General features: G+C 64.5%; 15 protein-coding genes. 1 reads left to right on the forward strand and 14 read right to left on the reverse strand.

Annotated features, from left to right (window positions below; genetic code table 11):
• Nucleotides 1-2 precede the first annotated feature (2 nt).
• The 14 genes from htpX to IV113_RS21515 all read right to left on the reverse strand — a co-directional run bounded on the left by htpX (nt 3) and on the right by IV113_RS21515 (nt 13,056).
• Nucleotides 3-872: a protease HtpX gene (gene htpX, locus IV113_RS21450; protein ID WP_291089269.1), complete on the reverse strand. Its 870-nt coding sequence runs from the start codon at nt 870-872 to the stop codon at nt 3-5.
• Nucleotides 873-966: 94 nt separating this feature from the next.
• Nucleotides 967-2,352 carry a glutamine synthetase family protein gene (locus tag IV113_RS21455; RefSeq protein WP_291089272.1) on the reverse strand — a complete coding sequence of 462 codons (1,386 nt, stop codon included), beginning with the start codon at nt 2,350-2,352 and terminating at the stop codon, nt 967-969.
• Complete coding sequence (locus IV113_RS21460) at nt 2,349-3,104, reverse strand: DUF3025 domain-containing protein (protein WP_291089277.1); 756 nt, start codon at nt 3,102-3,104, stop codon at nt 2,349-2,351. Before IV113_RS21460 ends, IV113_RS21455 begins: the two co-directional genes overlap by 4 nt.
• A gap of 10 nt (nt 3,105-3,114) precedes the next feature.
• Complete coding sequence (pyrC, locus tag IV113_RS21465) at nt 3,115-4,170, reverse strand: dihydroorotase (RefSeq protein ID WP_291089280.1); 1,056 nt, start codon at nt 4,168-4,170, stop codon at nt 3,115-3,117.
• Nucleotides 4,171-4,196: 26 nt separating this feature from the next.
• Nucleotides 4,197-5,096: an amino acid ABC transporter substrate-binding protein gene (locus tag IV113_RS21470; RefSeq protein ID WP_291089283.1), complete on the reverse strand. Its 900-nt coding sequence runs from the start codon at nt 5,094-5,096 to the stop codon at nt 4,197-4,199.
• Nucleotides 5,097-5,237: 141 nt separating this feature from the next.
• Nucleotides 5,238-5,975 carry an amino acid ABC transporter ATP-binding protein gene (locus tag IV113_RS21475; protein ID WP_056270113.1) on the reverse strand — a complete coding sequence of 246 codons (738 nt, stop codon included), beginning with the start codon at nt 5,973-5,975 and terminating at the stop codon, nt 5,238-5,240.
• 24 nt (nt 5,976-5,999) lie between these two features.
• Nucleotides 6,000-6,671, reverse strand: coding sequence for an amino acid ABC transporter permease (locus IV113_RS21480; RefSeq protein ID WP_056270116.1), 672 nt, complete (start codon nt 6,669-6,671; stop codon nt 6,000-6,002).
• A gap of 1 nt (nt 6,672) precedes the next feature.
• Nucleotides 6,673-7,428 carry an amino acid ABC transporter permease gene (locus tag IV113_RS21485; RefSeq protein WP_291089290.1) on the reverse strand — a complete coding sequence of 252 codons (756 nt, stop codon included), beginning with the start codon at nt 7,426-7,428 and terminating at the stop codon, nt 6,673-6,675.
• A gap of 110 nt (nt 7,429-7,538) precedes the next feature.
• Complete coding sequence (locus IV113_RS21490; RefSeq protein ID WP_291089292.1) at nt 7,539-8,441, reverse strand: transporter substrate-binding domain-containing protein; 903 nt, start codon at nt 8,439-8,441, stop codon at nt 7,539-7,541.
• 283 nt (nt 8,442-8,724) lie between these two features.
• Nucleotides 8,725-9,642, reverse strand: a complete 918-nt coding sequence (locus IV113_RS21495; RefSeq protein ID WP_291089295.1) for a LysR substrate-binding domain-containing protein — start codon at nt 9,640-9,642, stop codon at nt 8,725-8,727.
• 22 nt (nt 9,643-9,664) lie between these two features.
• Nucleotides 9,665-10,438: a hypothetical protein gene (locus IV113_RS21500; protein WP_291089298.1), complete on the reverse strand. Its 774-nt coding sequence runs from the start codon at nt 10,436-10,438 to the stop codon at nt 9,665-9,667.
• A gap of 17 nt (nt 10,439-10,455) precedes the next feature.
• Nucleotides 10,456-11,115, reverse strand: a complete 660-nt coding sequence (locus IV113_RS21505; RefSeq protein ID WP_291089301.1) for a TetR/AcrR family transcriptional regulator — start codon at nt 11,113-11,115, stop codon at nt 10,456-10,458.
• Between the two features lie 5 nt (nt 11,116-11,120).
• Nucleotides 11,121-12,383, reverse strand: coding sequence for a patatin-like phospholipase family protein (locus tag IV113_RS21510; RefSeq protein WP_291089304.1), 1,263 nt, complete (start codon nt 12,381-12,383; stop codon nt 11,121-11,123).
• A gap of 118 nt (nt 12,384-12,501) precedes the next feature.
• A complete protein-coding gene (locus IV113_RS21515; RefSeq protein ID WP_291089307.1) occupies nt 12,502-13,056 on the reverse strand; it encodes a phasin family protein in 555 nt (184 codons plus the stop codon).
• A 208-nt stretch (nt 13,057-13,264) separates the two neighbouring features.
• Between IV113_RS21515 and IV113_RS21520 the strand changes: the two genes are divergently transcribed.
• Nucleotides 13,265-15,250 carry an SDR family oxidoreductase gene (locus tag IV113_RS21520; RefSeq protein WP_291089310.1) on the forward strand — a complete coding sequence of 662 codons (1,986 nt, stop codon included), beginning with the start codon at nt 13,265-13,267 and terminating at the stop codon, nt 15,248-15,250.
• Nucleotides 15,251-15,447: the final 197 nt, after the last annotated feature.

Raw genomic sequence — 15,447 nt, forward strand, 5'->3', positions numbered from 1 at the left:
GGTTAGTTCTTCTGCAGCGCCGCGATACGCTCTTCAATAGGCGGGTGGGTCGAGAACAACTTGCCCAGGCTGCCCGTGATGCCGAGTGCCTGCATGGTCTTGGGCAGCTCTCCGGGTGTAAGGCCACCCAGGCGGGCCAGCGCGTTGATCATGGGCTGCTTGCGGCCCATGAGGCCAGCAGCACCGGCGTCGGCACGGAACTCGCGCTGGCGGCTGAACCAGGCCACGATGATGGCCGCCACGAAGCCCAGCACGATGTCCATCACGATGGTCGTGATCATGTAGCCGATGCCGGGACCGCTGCTGTTGCTGTCGCCCTTGCGCAGGAAGCCGTCCACCGCGTAGCCGATCACGCGGCTGAGGAACACCACGAAGGTGTTCATCACGCCCTGGATCAGCGTCATGGTGACCATGTCGCCGTTGGCCACGTGGGCCACCTCGTGGCCGATCACGGCCTCGACTTCTTCCTTCGTCATGTTCTGCAGCAAGCCGGTGGACACCGCCACCAGCGCCGAGTTCTTGAAGGCACCGGTGGCAAACGCGTTGGGCGCGCCTTCAAAGATGGCGACCTCGGGCATGCCGATGCCGGCCTTCTCAGCGAAGCGGCGCACGGTCTCCACGATCCAGGCTTCGTCCGATGTCTGCGGCTGGTTGATCACGCGCGCACCCGTGCTGAACTTGGCCATGGGCTTGCTGATCAGCAACGAGATGATGGCGCCGCCAAAGCCGATGACGAGCGAGAACCCGGCCAGCGCCGTCATGTTCAGGCCGTTGGCGGTGAGAAAGCGGTCCACGCCCAGGATGCGGGTGGTGATCAACAGCACCGCCATCACGGCGAAGTTGGTCAGGACGAACAGCAGGATGCGTTTCATGGGGACTCCGGGTAGTGTCAAAGACAACGGGATGATAAGTGGGGCTCGCTGTGCGGTTCTTCAAGCCACGCAAGCTTCAGGCAATCACCAATGATCAGACTTGCGGCAGCAGAAACCGCCGTTCCCAGGCACTGATCTCGTTCAGGAAGCTGTCGTGCTCCATCGCCTTGACCGCGAGATAGGCCCGCACGAAGCGCTCACCCAACAGGCGTGGCGCGTGTTCACTCTGGGCCATTTGTTCGTGGGCGGTTGAAAAAGTTCGCGGCAGACCGCGCGGCAGGTCGTAGCCGTTGCCTTGCACCGGATCGCCCGGCAGACAGCGCGTTTGCAGCCCCGCCAGGCCGGCGGCCAGCGTGGCGGCCATGGCCAGGTAGGGGTTGGCATCGGCGCCGGCCAGACGGTTCTCCACCCGGCGCGCCGCAGCGGGGCTCACGGGCACGCGCAGGCCGGCGGTGCGGTTGTCGTAGCCCCAGGCCACATTGGTGGGCGCCTGACTGCCGCTCACATAGCGGCGGTACGAATTGACCGTGGGCGCATAGATGAGGGTGAGGTCGGGCGTGAAGGCCTGCAAGCCGCCGATGTAGTGCAGGAAAGCGTCGCTGGCGGAGCCATCGGGCTGGCTGAAGATGTTGCGACCTTCGGCATCCACCACGCTCTGGTGCAGGTGCATGGAGCTGCCCGCCTCGCCCGCGATGGGCTTGGCCATGAACACCGCGTTCAAACCGTGCTGCAGGGCGATCTCGCGCGCCGCCGTCTTGAACAGAAAAGCCTGATCGGCCACCACCACCGGGTCGCCGTGCAGAAGGTTGATCTCGTACTGGCACGGCCCCACCTCGTGCAGCCAGGTATCGGCCCGGATGCCCAGCGCATCGATGGCGGCGTGGAACGCGTCCCAGAACGGCGCCAACTCATTGAGCGCGTTCAGGCTGAAAGCCGATTGCCCCACCTCGGGCCGGCCACCGCGCCCCAGCGGCGCGGTCAGCGGCAGGGCCGGGTCGGTCATGGCGGCGGTCAGGTAGAACTCGATCTCGGGCGCCACCACGGGTGTGAGGCCCATGGTTTGGTAACGCGCGACCACGTTCTTGAGCACCGAGCGCGGGGCAAATTCACACAGGCTGCCGTCGAGCTCCACGCAGTCGTGCACCGCCAGGTAGCGCGGCACGCTGGCCCAGGGTGCAAGCTTGAGCGTGGCCAGGTCGGGCACCAGTCGCACGTCGGGGTCGCTGTCGGGAAAGATCGGGTCGTAGGAGTACTCCCCCGTCACGCATTGCATGGGGATGGCCTGGCAGATGCGCAGTTCGCCACCCACCGCGAAGCTGCCCGCGGGCATGAGCTTGCCGCGCGGGTAACCGGTGACGTCGGCAAAGAGGCACTCGACGTCGCGCACGCCGCTGGCCCGGAAATGGGCGGCGAGTTCGGCGCGGTCGGCGTCCAGTGCCAGATTCAGGTGGGACCAGGAGGGCGATGTCGGCAGGGTCATGGGTTGTCCAATGGAACATCAGGACGCCGGGGGCGGAACACGCCGGCGTCGGCATAGTAAGTGGGATCGTCGTTGGCGGGCCACCAGCCCGGCACACCCAGCACCGGCAAGGGCGTGAACGGCTTGGCCGCCAACACCGGCGCGCTCAGGCCCTGGGCCAGCCAGGCGTCCCAGGCAGCGAGGTCGTCACCCAAGTCCATGGGCACAGGCTCACGCAACACATGGGCGGTGATGGATTTGTAGGGCGTGACCAGTTTTTCGAGCAGCGCGTGGCCGAACAGCACCAGCCGCGCCTGGGTCCACAGCGGGCGCAGCGTGACGAACAGCCGCTGCCAGTCGCGCCCCGTCAAAGCATCCCACAGCGGCTCGGGTGCTTGCAGCAGCGCCGCGTTTTCGTCGAACAGTGTGAGCGCATCGCGCACCGGACCGCGCACCTCGCGCACGCCAGCCCGTGCGATTTCGGTCGCCTGCAGCTGGTTGAGGCGCTGCTTGGTGAGTGGAAAACGCAACCAGCACAAGCCGTTGAAAAAATCGTGCAGGTTCTCGCGTGTGGGAACCTGGCCGGTGTCGAAGATGAACTGCTCGTACGCCGTGCCGGGGGACAAATCGGCTTGCGGCACGAAGCGCACCGGACACTGGCCTCTGAGTTGCAGCGCTTGCGGCAAAGTCTCGCCACGCGCGAGTGCCTGGGCCACCGCCCTCCCCTCGGGCGCCACGGGCGCAAACCAGGGTTCGTTCCAGTCGGGTGACAAGCCCAATGGCTCAGGCCTGCAACCGCCAGGGCAAGGCCTCGCCGCCGCGCAGTGGCTTGAGATCGGCCTCGCCGAAGCGGAAGCTCTCGGGTGTGGTCCAGCTCTCTCTCAACAGCGTCACGGTGCCGCTGTTGCGCGGCAGGCCGTAGAAGGCCGGGCCGTTGAAGCTGGCAAAAGCTTCGAGCTTGTCGAGCGCGCCCACCGTGTCAAAGGCCTCGGCGTACATCTCGATCGCAGCGTGCGCGGTGTAGCAACCGGCGCAGCCCATGGCGTGTTCCTTCAGGTGCGCGGGGTGCGGTGCGCTGTCGGTGCCGAGGAAGAAGCGGTCGCTGCCGCTGGTGGCCGCGGCCAGCAGGGCCTGGCGGTGCGTTTCGCGCTTGAGCACCGGGAGGCAGTAATAGTGCGGGCGCACGCCACCAGTGAAGATGGCGTTGCGGTTGTAGAGCAGGTGGTGCGCCGTGAGCGTGGCTGCGGTGAACGGGCTGGCCTCGGCCACGTACTGCGCGGCTTCCTTGGTGGTGATGTGCTCGAACACCACCTTCAGCTCGGGGAAGTCGCGCCGCAGCGGGATCATCTGCTGGTCAATGAACGCGGCTTCGCGGTCGAACAGGTCAATGTCGGGCGAGGTGACCTCGCCATGCACCAGCAGCAGCAGGCCGGCGCGCTGCATGGCCTCCAGCGTCTTGTAGGTCTTGCGGATGTCGGTCACGCCGGCGTCGCTGTTGGTGGTGGCGCCGGCAGGGTAGAGCTTGAGGGCCACCACGCCGGCGTCCCTGGCGCGCGCGATTTCGTCGGCGGGCAGGTTGTCGGTGAGGTAGAGCGTCATCAGCGGTTCGAAAGTCACGCCCTCGGGCACGGCAGCCCGGATGCGGTCGCGGTAGGCCACGGCCTGCGCCGCGGTGGTCACCGGCGGCTTGAGGTTGGGCATGATGATGGCGCGGCCAAACTGGGCAGCGGTGTGCGGCACCACCGTGCGCAGCGCATCGCCGTCGCGCACGTGCAGGTGCCAGTCGTCCGGCCGGGTGATGGTGAGGATGTTGGTGGGGGTGACAGTCGCAGCGTTCATGCCCCGATTGTCGCAAACCGCCTGGCCTACAGCGGCACCTTGTCCGTGGGGTACTTCCAGAAGTCGCGCAACAGGTAGCTGATGGGCAGGTTCAGCGGCACGCCCTTGGGCGGAATCGGTTTTTCGAACCAGGTGGCGTAGATGGCATGGATCTCGCCGCTGTAGATGAGGCGGCGCATTTCTTCGTCAATGATCTTCTTGAAAGCGGGGTCGTCCTTGGGCAACATGATGGCCAGGGCCTCGGTGGTGAAGAAGCGACCCACCACCTTGAGCGCCTTGGGATCGGGGCGCCCCGCGGCCAGGCCAAAGAGCAGCACGTCGTCCATGGCAAAGGCGTCGGCTTCGCCGTTCTCGACCATGGTCACCGCCTGTTGGTGGTCCTCGGCTTCCAGAATCCGCAACTTGAGGAAACGCTCCAGATCCAGGCGCCTCAAGGCCGCCAGCGGCGTGGTGTTGCGGGTGGACACCACGGTCTTGAGGGCGGGATGGTCCACCCGGTCCACGGGGCTGTCGGCCTTGACCAGCAGGCGCGCACCGGTGATGAAGTGTGGAATGGTGAAGGCCACTTTGTCGCGGCGGGCAGCGTTGTTGGTGGTGGAGCCGCACTCCATGTGGACCTTGCCCTGCGCCACCATGTCGATGCGGTTGGCCGGCGTGACCTGCACATACTCCACTGCCAACTGGGTCAGACCGATCTTCTGCTGCACCGCCAGAGCCAGCCGACGGCAGATGTCCAGTGCATAGCCCACCGGCTTCTTCTGGTCGTCCACGTAGGAGAACGGCACCGCCGACTCCCGATGGGCCAGCACCAGTTTTCCCTGAGAACGAATCTGGTCCAGCACCGGACCCGACTGCGCCTGGGCCAGACCTGTCAGGCCAATGACTGACGCAAGAACATACCGCGCCAATGAAGACACATGTGCCATGAGAAGCCCCCAAGTCGATCAATGCCCTGTCGGCACAAGAAGGTGTGTGCGTCCTCTCATCCACGACTGCATGAAGCATAAGCACGTCTTGCGACGGCGTATCTAAGCTTCCAGCCGTATTTGAAGAGGATCGCGGGCGCTTCAGTGCGCCAGGATCTTGTTGAGGAAGTCCTTGGTGCGCGGTTGGCGGTCTTCGGGCTTGCCGAAGAAATCGTCTTTGGAGCAGTCTTCCAGGATCTTGCCACCCACGTCCATGAAGATCACACGGTTGCTGACCTTGCGCGCAAAACCCATTTCATGCGTCACGCACATCATGGTCATGCCTTCGTTGGCCAGACCGACCATCACGTCGAGCACCTCGCCGACCATCTCGGGGTCGAGCGCCGAGGTGGGTTCGTCGAACAGCATCACGATCGGGTCCATCGACAGCGCGCGCGCAATCGCCACACGCTGCTGCTGGCCGCCCGAGAGCTGGCCCGGGAACTTGTCCTTGTGCAGCGACAGGCCCACGCGGTCGAGCATCTTGAGGCCGCGCTTCTTGGCCTCGTCCGGGTTGCGGCCGAGCACCTTGATCTGCGCGATGGTGAGGTTCTCGGTCACCGACAGGTGCGGGAACAGCTCGAAGTGCTGGAACACCATGCCCACGCGGCTGCGCAGCTTGGGCAGGTCGGTCTTGGGGTCGTGCACCGGCACGCCATCGACCGTGATCTCGCCCTTCTGGAAGGGCTCGAGCGCGTTGATGGTCTTGATGAGCGTCGACTTGCCCGAGCCGGACGGGCCGCAGACCACGACGACTTCACCCTTCTGGATGTCGGTGGAGCAATCGGTCAGCACCTGGACGCTGCCGTACCACTTGGAGACGTTCTTGAGTTCAATCATGGCAATTCCTGGTTTTCGGTTGCATCAACGGATGATGGCGATCTTCTTGTGCAGCTGCTTGACGGACCACGACAGCGCGTAACACATGACGAAATAGACCACGGCGGCGGCGAGGTAGGCCTCGATCGGACGACCGAAGTTCTTGCCCGCGACCTCGAAGCCCTTGAGCATGTCGTAGGCGCCGATGGCGTACACGAGCGAGGTGTCCTGGAACAGGATGATGGTCTGTGTGAGCAGCACCGGCAGCATGTTTCGGAAGGCCTGTGGCAACACCACCAGCTTCATGTTCTGCCCGTAGCTCATGCCCAGCGCCTGCCCCGCGTGCACCTGGCCACGCGGGATCGACTGGATGCCCGCGCGCATGATCTCGCTGAAGTAGGCCGCCTCGAAGGCAATGAACGTGACCACCGCCGACACCTCGGCACCGATCGGCCGCCCGATCAACAGCGGCACCAGCAGGAAAAACCACAGGATCACCATCACCAGCGGAATGCTGCGCATGCCGTTGACGTAGATCGTGGCCGGCGTGTCGAGCCACTTCTTGCCCGACAGGCGCATGAGCGCGAGCACGGTGCCGAAGATGATGCCGCCGATGGTGGCCACGATGGTCAGCATCAGGCTGAAGTAGAGGCCCTTCAGCACGAAGTTGCTGATGAGGTCCCAGTTGTAGAAGGAAAAGTCGAGATTGAGGTTCATGTCAGTGACCTCCCGTCCCGCCGGCCACGACGAAGCCCGGTATGCGCGCGCGCTTCTCGATGACCGCCATGATGCGGTTGATCGCGAAGGCCGAGATGATGTACAGGCCGGTCACCGCCAGGTACACCTCGACGCCGCGCGAAGTCTCTTCCTGCGCCTGCATCGCGAACATGGTGAGCTCGGACACCGACACCGCGAACGCCACCGAGGAGTTCTTGAAGATGTTCATGGTCTCGCTGGTCAGCGGCGGGATGATGATGCGAAAGGCCATGGGCAGCAGCACATAGCGGTAGTACTGGAAGGTGGTGAAGCCCATCGCCATGCCCGCGTAGCGCTGGCCGCGCGGCAGGGCCTGGATGCCCGAGCGCACCTGCTCGGCAATGCGGGCCGAGGTGAAGAAACCGAGGGCGAACACCACGAGCACGAAGCCGGGAATGCCCTGCAACACCGGAAACATCGAGGGCAGCACGTGGTACCAGAGGAATATCTGCACCAACAACGGGATGTTGCGGAACAGTTCGACCCAGGCATTGCCCAGGCGCACCACCATGGGCCGGTCGGGCAGCGTGCGCAGCGTGCCGATCACGATGCCCAGCACCAGCGCCAGCAGCAAGGCCAGCAACGACACGGACACCGTCCAGCCCCAAGCCGACAGCATCCAGTCGAGGTAGGTGATGTCGCCCCCCTTGCCAAAGCAGCTCTGTGCAGGCTGCCGTTCGATGGTGTCCTCGCAGAACACCTGCCAATCCCACGCCATAAAAACCCCTTCTTGTTATCGCCTCGCCACCGCATGGCGGTTCACGGGCGTCTACGAAAACGCCCCTTCAAATGGTCCACTTGAAGGGGCGTGCCGGAAGCGCCTGCAGCTTACTTCTTGACGTAGTCTTCCATCGGCTTGTCGTTCGGGCTGGCCCAGGCGGCCTTGGTGGCGTCGGAGATCGGCAGGCCGATCTTCACGTTCGCCGGCGGGATCGGCTGCATGAACCACTTGTCGTACAGCTTGGCGAGCGAACCGTCAGCGATCTGGCGCTTGATGCTGTCGTCCACGGCTTTCTTGAACGCCGGGTCGTCCTTGCGCAACATGCAGGCGATGGGCTCGACCGACAGCACTTCACCGACGATCTTGTAGTCGGCCGGATTCTTGGACTTGGAGATGTTGCCGGCCAGGATCTGGCCGTCCATCACGAAGGCATCGGCGCGGCCCGATTCCAGCAGCAGGAAGCTGTCGGCGTGGTCCTTGCCCATGACTTCCTTGAAGTCGATGCCGCCGGCGCGCTCGTTTTTGCGCAGGGTCTGCACCGAGGTGGTGCCGGTGGTGGTGGCCACGGACTTGCCGTTCAGGTCCTTGATGGCGTTGATGCCCGAGCTCGCCTTGACGGCGATGCGCACTTCTTCCACGTAGGTGGTCATGGCAAAGGCCACGTCCTTCTGGCGCGTGGCGTTGTTGGTGGTGGAGCCGCATTCCAGATCAACCGTGCCGTTCTGCACCAGGGGGATGCGGTTCTGCGAGGTGACCGGCTGGTACTTCACTTCCAGCGAGGTCAGACCCAACTGCTTGCGAATGTCGGACAGGATGATCTCGCCCATCTCGGTGTGAAAGCCGACGTACTTGCCGCCACCCAGGGTGAAGCCCAGGCCACCCGAGGACTCGCGCACGCCCAGGGACACACTGCCGGACGCCTTGATCTTGGCCAGCGTATCGCCGGTCTGGGCCAAGGCGCTGCTGGCGGCCAATGCGGTCACGGCCCATGCGAGCAGGTGCTTCTTCATAACTATCTCCTTGTTTGTGAATAAAACGATAAACCCAACGATTTTCAGCTTGATGTGCGTCTCTTCAGGCCTGCGCACATGAATCGCATGATGCTACGCACGCAAACTCCGTTCCACCCGGGAATTCCCACCCTGTGTGGAGCGAAGCCCGTGAATGTAACGAGCGCCCCGAACAAACGCCAATGCTGATTCCAGCGCCGATCATGCAAACCGTTCATGTCCGAATTTACCCCAATGGTTCCGACCGACGATCCACGCTAGCAATCACCTGCAAACGAAAAAATCAGGCGGTCTCCAAGCGCTGGCGCAGGTCGTTCCAGAACTTCTCGACCGGTCCTTTGGCCTTGCGTGCCAACGGCCGCTCACGGTAGATGCGGATGTCCAGGGCCGTCTCCAACCCGCCGCCGGCCGACACCAGCTTGCGTGCGGCGACTTCGTTGCGCACCGCGCTGGCGGGCAGGAAAGCGATGCCGTGGCCTTCCAGGGCCATGGCTTTGAGGCCTTCGGCCATGTCGGTCTCATAGATGCGGTCCAGGTGCACGGGCACGCTGCTTTGTTTGAGCATCTGGTCCACCGCCCGGCCCAGGTAGGCACCAGGAGCATAGGCCAGGTAAGGCTGCGGCTGGCCGGCCAGTCCGGGCAACGCGTAAGTGGGCGCACCGGCGGCGGTGGGCTTCACATAGGGCGCCAGCAGCTCGCGGCCCAGGGGCAGCATCTCGTAGCGGTTGGCATCGAGCTGGATCGGTTGCGACTCGTGGTGATAGGCGATGAGCAGGTCGCAGCTGCCTTCGACCAGACGCAACACCGCGTCGTGCACGTTCAGGGCGATGAGTCGGCTCTTGATCGGTCCGCAGGTCTCGCGCAGGCTGGAGAGCCAGGAGGGGAAAAACGTGAACGCCAGCGTGTGCGGCACGGCGAACTCGATCACGTCCTGCGCCGCCGCCGTGTGGGCCCTGAGCATGGCCCGCGTGCTTTGCATCGCCTGCAGCATTTCCAGCGCTTGGTCGTACAAGGTCTGGCCCGCCGGCGTGAGACGCGTGGGATACGAGGAGCGATCGACCAGGTCCGTGCCGGCCCAGGCCTCCAGCGACTGGATGCGGCGCGAGAACGCAGGCTGCGTCACGTGGCGCAGTTGGGCCGAGCGGCTGAAGCTGCGGGTCTCAGCCAGACTGACAAAATCTTCGAGCCACTTGGTTTCCATGGGGCGCGATTATGGCTTGACCCTAACCCTCAAGCACCAACCGCACGGAGGCAACGTACAGCCGCTCCATGGCATCAAGCGGTTGCACCGCCGCGGCGCGATCCTGGAGGTGGCGCGCCTCTTCCATCCGTTTGTGCCCCTCCAGCATGAGCAGTCCATTGGCGTGCTCCGACAAGGTGATGGCCGAGTCGGGGTTGAGGGCGAGTGCCTTCTGGTACAGCGCCAGACCGGCTTCCTTGCTGGCGCCGTGCGTCATGCCGCCCACCAACGCACCCACCTTGTCGATCACTTCGGCGTGGTAGCCGGCCAACGCGAGATGGGCATCGGCATGGCGTGGCGACAGCGCGATGGTGGTCTCCAGCGCCTGGCGGATCTTCCCACCCAGGCCTTGTGTGAGCGCCTTGGCCACGCTGATGCACTGGCTGTAGCGAGCCAGGGCATAAGCCTGCCAGTACCAGGCACCGGCGTTGTTCGGCTCTCGCTTCTGCAGGGCTTCGGCGCGCGCCGCAGCCTCCAGCAACAGTTGCTGGCGCACGTGTTCGCGTGGTTCGAGGTAGTTGGCGTAGATGCAGGCGGCCTTGTTGGCCACATTCAAGCCCGCATCGCCCAGCGCGATGCCACTGAGGGCAGCACGCTGGAACTCGCCGTTGTGAAACTGAACCCAGGCCTCCAGCACATCGGAGCGCTCGGGCCAGGGCTCTGCGTCGCCCATGTGCAGTCGGTTCCACTGGTGCTGCAGGTGGGTGCGGTCCCACCGGGGTGTCACGGTCCAGGGAAAAGGGGTCCATGTGTCCATCGTTGTCTCCTCGTGCGTCAGGCGCTGGGGCTGTAAGCCGCGGTGAGATGGATCAGGTGCTGTCGCTGCGAGCTCTCAAGGTAGGGAGCCAGCAGGTTGAGCACATGGTAGGCGCCGCGCATCAAAGCCTGTTGCGCGTTGTCCGGCTCCAGCGCGTGACGCGGGTCGCGCACGTACTCGAAGCTCAGCCAGTAGGTGAGCACCACCACCATGCTGTCCGCGGTGGGCTCCATTTCGCGCGCGTCCATCGTCACCGCGCTGTTGCGGCTGAGGGCCGCGAGCAGGTTGCGGATGGCGCGCGTCTTGTCTTTCAACACGGTCTGAAAATGGGTCTCCAGCATGCGGTTCTTCGACAGCAGGTCGTTGAGGTCGCGGTACAGGAAACGGTACTCCCAGATGATCTCGAACAGCGAGTGCAGGAAGAACCAGGCGTCTTCCACGTTGCGCACGCCTTCGCTGGCACCCAGCAACTCACCCAGGGCTTTTTCATAGCGCTCGAACAACGAGTTGATCAGCTCGTCCTTGGCCGGGTAGTGGTAATACAGGTTGCCCGGGCTGATGCCCAGCTCGGCCGAGATCAGCGTGGTGGACACGTTGGGCTCGCCGAACCGGTTGAAGAGTTCGAGCGTGACCTCGAGGATGCGCTCGGCGGTGCGGCGCGGGGCTTTTTTGGCCATGGCGCTCAGCGGCCCGCAGCCGCGGTGCCAAGCTGGCGTTGCAGATCGTCCAGCGTGGCGTGCAACTGCCGGCCCAAGGTGGTTTGCGCCGGCACCGACGGCTCGTTCACCAGGCGGAGGTCGGGGTTGCGAAGCGAGGCCAAGTTCAGCGTCACGCCGTGGCGTGCCAGCTTGGGCGCCAGTTCGGCCTGTCGTTCGAGCAGCAGCTTGCGCGTCTGCTGGTAGGCGTGCTCGGCCAGTTCGCGCCGCTGGCGGTAGCTGAAGGTGTTGGCCGTGAAGAGCTTGGCGTCGCGCTGATCGGGCTCGATGAGCACGATGTCGCTGCCCGGATACAGGCGCTCGTAGTTCTTCATGCCGAGCTCAAGCCGTGAATGGATCATGGAGCGGAACGTCTGGCTCATCACCGCCGGGAAGCCGCCCTCGACCAGCGAAGGAATGTGGTCGGTGTGTTCGCCCAAAGCATGGGCCCTGAATGGCACGAGGGGGTTCAGGCACAGCAGCAGCGCCGCGCCGTCGTCGAGCGCCACGGTCGCGTGCAAGGTTTTCTTCAGCGCACCGTCCACGTAGTGCTCTCCGTCGATCTCCACCGGCGGGAACAGCCCGGGCAAGGCGGCGCTGGCCTGGATCGCCCGTGAAATCGGCACGTGGTCCCAGCCCGGTTGGCCAAACGGTGCCGCCTCGCCGGAGTCGAGCTGCGTGGCCACCAGCGTGAGGCGGGCGCGCAGCTGGCGGAAGTCGTTGGTGCGCCCGGGCTGGCTGAACAGCCGTTCGATCTGGTGGTGGATGCCTTCGTTGTCCAGCACGCCGGTGGGCAGCGCCGCACCGAGCCGCTCGAACGCGTTGGTGAACGCCCTGCCCTGCACGCCCCACGCCCACAGGGCACTGCCCAACAGACCGGGCAGGCGTTGCAGCCGACCAGCGAATTCGGTCCACGCGGGCTTGAGCAGCCAGGCGGGATCAAAGTTGTCGTTGCCCTTGTCCTTGCCGTCTTCGATGAAGGCTTCGCACAGCTCGCGCGGGCTGATGCCGTTGGCCAGGCCCGCGGCGATGAAACCGCCGGCCGAGACACCCACGTAGTGATCACAGTGGTTGAGGTCCAGGCCGCGGAGGCTGTCGGCCAACGCGCACAACGCACCGATTTCGTAGATCGCGCCGAGCGGCCCACCACCGGCCAGGGCCAGTGCGATGCGGGGGCGTTGCGACTTGAGCGAGCGGCTCTTCGCTGGCCTTGGGGAGGGCACGGGTCGGGCTTCGCGCGGTGTCGTCATGCGTTTGAGTGTAGACCGCTGGTGTGGCCGAACTTGCTGCGTTGCAGCATGGGCAACAGGCGCAAAAAAGGGGCGCGATCGCCCCTGTTTCGTGTGATGCCCTCAGGCCTCACGGTGCTTACGCGGTGGCCGCCTTGCGGGCGGTCTTGCGGGCAGCGGGCCTGGCTGCAACATTCTTGGCGGCAGGCTTGCTGGCGGATTTCTTTGCGGGCGCGGCCTTGCGGGCTGCGGTCTTGGCGGGGGCCTTGCCACCGAGCTCCTGCACATGCTGGTTGAGTGCATCGATGCGCTTGATCAGTGCGTCCACATCGCGCGCTGAAGGCACGCCCAGTTTGTTCAGGGCCTTGGCCACACGCTCTTCGAAGATCGACTCGAGCTTGTCCCACTGGCCGGAGGCTTTGGAGGAGATGTCGGTGGCCATGCTGCTGACCTTGTTGGTGGCTTCGGAGATGCGCTCTTCGGCCACAGCCTGGGTCTTGCGCTGAATCGACAGGCCTTCCTTCACCAGAGATTCGAAGGCCTTGCCGCCTTCTTCCTGTGCCTTGGAAAAGGCGCCGAGGCCAGCCAGCCAGATCTGCTGTGCCGAGTCCTTGATGGCGCCGGACAGCGGGGAGTTGAACGCCTGCGCAGCGGCTTTCTTGTCGCTGCCGTTTTTCTGGATCTTCTTGACCATGGGGTGCTCCTGTTGATTGAAATGGATGGACAGGCTTGTGGCCCGAGTGCAGCCACTGTACGGGCAGGGCGCATGCCCTGTGTAGGGGCGCAAGACTAATGCCGGCGCGGCGTACGCGGGTTTTTGCGGAATGGGCCGCGCCGCTTCGTGGACAAGAATGGAAGGCGTTTCGCATCGCTCACACCACCATCTGTTTCAGGAGACCTTCATGCATTACTTCGTCACCGGTGCCACCGGCTTCATCGGCAAGCGCCTGGTGGGCAAGCTGCTCCAGCGCAAGGGCGCGGTGGTGCACTTCCTCATTCGCAAGGAAAGCGAAGGCAAGGTGGCGGGGCTGCGGGAGACCTGGGGTGTGAGCGCGGCGCGCGCCGTGCCGGTGTTTGGCGACCTCACCTCCAAGAAGCTGGGCGTCTCGGCCGACGAGACCAAATCGCTCAAGGGCCAGATCGATCACTTCTACCATCTGGCTGCTGTGTATGACCTCGAAGCCGATGCCGAAAGCCAGATCGCGGTGAACGTCGACGGCACGCGCAACACGGTGGAGTTCGCGAAGGCCATTGGCGCAGGCCACTTCCACCACGTGTCGTCGATTGCCGCGGCCGGCCTCTATGAAGGTGTGTTCCGCGAAGACATGTTCGACGAGGCCGAGGGCCTGGACCACCCCTACTTCATGACCAAGCACGAGAGCGAGAAGATCGTGCGCGAAGAATGCAAGGTGCCTTGGAGCGTGTACCGCCCGGCCGCCGTGGTGGGCGACAGCCAGACCGGCGAGATGGACAAGATCGACGGGCCTTACTACTTCTTCAAACTGATCCAGCGCCTGCGCCAGATCCTGCCGCCCTGGATGCCCAGCGTGGGCCTGGAGGGTGGTCGCATCAACATCGTGCCGGTGGATTTCGTGGTCGACGCGCTCGACCACATCAGCCACCAGAAGCGCAACAGCGGCGCCTGCTTCCACCTGGTGGACCCGATGGGCTACCGCGTCGGCGACGTGCTCGACATCCTGAGCAAGGCCGCGCACGCGCCCAAGATGAACCTGTTCATCAACGCCGCGCTGATGGGCTTCATTCCCAAGAGCGTCAAAAAGGGACTCATGGCGCTGGCACCGGTGCGCCGCGTCTACAAGGCCATCATGCAGGACCTCGGCTTGCCCGAGGACATGATGACCTTCGTCAACTACCCGACGCGCTTCGACTGCCGCGAGACGCTGGCTGCGCTCAAGGGCAGCGGCATCGCCTGCCCCAACTTCAAGGACTACGCTTGGCGCCTGTGGGACTACTGGGAGCGCCACCTCGACCCGGACCTGCACATCGACCGCAGCCTCAAGGGCACGGTGGCCGGCAAGGTGGTGCTGGTCACTGGCGGCAGCTCGGGCATCGGCCTGGCCGCGGCGCACAAGTTCGCCGAGGCGGGTGCCACCACCCTCATCTGTGGGCGGGACCAGGACAAGCTGGATGAAGCCTGCAAGGAGGCGAAAGACAAGGGTTACCAGTTCATCGCCTACCCGGCCGACATCGCCGACATGGCGGACGCCGACCGCTTCGTGCAACTGCTGGTGGCCAACCATGGCGGCGTGGACTTCCTGATCAACAACGCGGGCCGCTCGATCCGCCGCGCGATTGAAGGCAGCTACGACCGCTTCCACGACTTCGAGCGCACCATGCAGCTCAACTACTTCGGCTGCCTGCGCGTGACCATGGGCCTGCTGCCCGGCATGGTGGCCAAACGCAAGGGGCATGTGGTCAACATCAGTTCCATCGGTGTGCTCACCAACGCGCCGCGCTTCAGCGCCTACGTGGCGAGCAAGGCCGCGCTGGACGCGTGGACGCGCTGCGCTTCCAGCGAGTTCGCCGACCAGGGCATCAGCTTCACGACCATCAACATGCCGCTGGTGCGCACACCCATGATCGCGCCGACCCAGATCTACAAGAACGTGCCGACGCTGGCGCCCGAAGAAGCGGCCGACATGATTGCCCAGGCCTGCATCTTCAAGCCGGTGCGCATCGCCACGCGCCTGGGCGTGACGGGCCAGATGATGCATGCGATGGTGCCGCGGGTTGCGCAGATCGTGATGAACACGAGCTTCCGGATGTTCCCGGATTCATCGGCGGCGAAGGGGGACAAGGGGGCGAAGTCGCAGTTGTCGGCTGAGGCTGTGGCGATGCAGCAGATGATGCGGGGGATTCACTTCTGATTTTGGTTTCTTTGTCGTGAGGTTTTTTCTTTCGTGGCGAGCCGGGTCTCGGCCCGGCGGCCGAGCTACTTTTCTTTGCTTCGCCAAAGAAAAGTAGCCAAAAGAAAGGCGAGCCGAAGTCCGGGGCCCTTCGGGCTTCCTTGCGCTGCTCGTGTCGCGGGGGATGTCCGCAAACTTGTCCGCTTCGCGGCCTTCGG

Source organism: Hydrogenophaga sp., from assembly GCF_018780385.1.
GTDB lineage: Bacteria > Pseudomonadota > Gammaproteobacteria > Burkholderiales > Burkholderiaceae_C > Hydrogenophaga.

What these genes read in the sequence shown, in the direction of transcription:
- htpX (WP_291089269.1), bottom strand. Translation starts at nt 872, where the DNA reads ATGAAACGCATCCTGCTGTTCGTCCTGACCAACTTCGCCGTGATGGCG.
- IV113_RS21455 (WP_291089272.1), bottom strand. Translation starts at nt 2,352, where the DNA reads ATGACCCTGCCGACATCGCCCTCCTGGTCCCACCTGAATCTGGCACTG.
- pyrC (WP_291089280.1), bottom strand. Translation starts at nt 4,170, where the DNA reads ATGAACGCTGCGACTGTCACCCCCACCAACATCCTCACCATCACCCGG.
- IV113_RS21470 (WP_291089283.1), bottom strand. Translation starts at nt 5,096, where the DNA reads ATGGCACATGTGTCTTCATTGGCGCGGTATGTTCTTGCGTCAGTCATT.
- IV113_RS21475 (WP_056270113.1), bottom strand. Translation starts at nt 5,975, where the DNA reads ATGATTGAACTCAAGAACGTCTCCAAGTGGTACGGCAGCGTCCAGGTG.
- IV113_RS21480 (WP_056270116.1), bottom strand. Translation starts at nt 6,671, where the DNA reads ATGAACCTCAATCTCGACTTTTCCTTCTACAACTGGGACCTCATCAGC.
- IV113_RS21485 (WP_291089290.1), bottom strand. Translation starts at nt 7,428, where the DNA reads ATGGCGTGGGATTGGCAGGTGTTCTGCGAGGACACCATCGAACGGCAG.
- IV113_RS21490 (WP_291089292.1), bottom strand. Translation starts at nt 8,441, where the DNA reads ATGAAGAAGCACCTGCTCGCATGGGCCGTGACCGCATTGGCCGCCAGC.
- IV113_RS21495 (WP_291089295.1), bottom strand. Translation starts at nt 9,642, where the DNA reads ATGGAAACCAAGTGGCTCGAAGATTTTGTCAGTCTGGCTGAGACCCGC.
- IV113_RS21500 (WP_291089298.1), bottom strand. Translation starts at nt 10,438, where the DNA reads ATGGACACATGGACCCCTTTTCCCTGGACCGTGACACCCCGGTGGGAC.
- IV113_RS21505 (WP_291089301.1), bottom strand. Translation starts at nt 11,115, where the DNA reads ATGGCCAAAAAAGCCCCGCGCCGCACCGCCGAGCGCATCCTCGAGGTC.
- IV113_RS21510 (WP_291089304.1), bottom strand. Translation starts at nt 12,383, where the DNA reads ATGACGACACCGCGCGAAGCCCGACCCGTGCCCTCCCCAAGGCCAGCG.
- IV113_RS21515 (WP_291089307.1), bottom strand. Translation starts at nt 13,056, where the DNA reads ATGGTCAAGAAGATCCAGAAAAACGGCAGCGACAAGAAAGCCGCTGCG.
- IV113_RS21520 (WP_291089310.1), top strand. Translation starts at nt 13,265, where the DNA reads ATGCATTACTTCGTCACCGGTGCCACCGGCTTCATCGGCAAGCGCCTG.